The sequence below is a fragment of the Lysinibacillus sp. UGB7 genome (assembly GCF_049058285.1).
Classification (GTDB): domain Bacteria; phylum Bacillota; class Bacilli; order Bacillales_A; family Planococcaceae; genus Lysinibacillus; species Lysinibacillus sphaericus_B.
Map to the genome: position 1 here is coordinate 1 of NZ_JBMGUV010000120.1, position 494 is coordinate 494.

The 494-nt window shown below is 35.6% G+C and carries 1 protein-coding gene; it reads right to left on the reverse strand.

All coding sequences use genetic code 11. From position 1 onward, the window contains the following. Positions 1–35: 35 nt before the first annotated feature. On the reverse strand, positions 36–494 hold a 459-nt coding region (locus ACOMCU_RS28310), incomplete at its 5' end, for an IS3 family transposase (protein WP_421052320.1).

Genomic DNA, 494 nt, shown 5'->3' on the forward strand with positions numbered 1-494 from the left:
TGAAGTGAACCCAAAAAGTTAGACACTTTATTTAGTTAAGAAGCTTGTAGGGATTGAGTTCGATATTGTACTGGACTTAATCCTTTTAATTTTGCCTTAATTCGTTTGTGGTTGTAGTATTCAATATATTGTTCAAGCTCTCGCTTGAAGTGTTCCATGTTTTCAAACTCTTGTAAGTAAAGTAATTCTGATTTTAAGAGACCGAAGAAGTTCTCAATTACTGCGTTATCAAGGCAGTTTCCTTTACGAGACATACTTTGTGTAATGCCATGTTTTTTTAATGCGTGAGCGTATTGTTTCATTTGATAATGCCATCCTTGATCAGAGTGAAGCACTGGGGCATCTCCTTCAGATAAGCGAGTGAAGGCTTGTTCTAACATCTCTGAAACAAGTGGATAGATAGGACGTTTTTCAAGGTTATAGGCAATAATTTCTCCGTTAAACAAATCAAGTACAGGGGATAGATAAAGTTTCTCTCCAAATAAATGGAATTC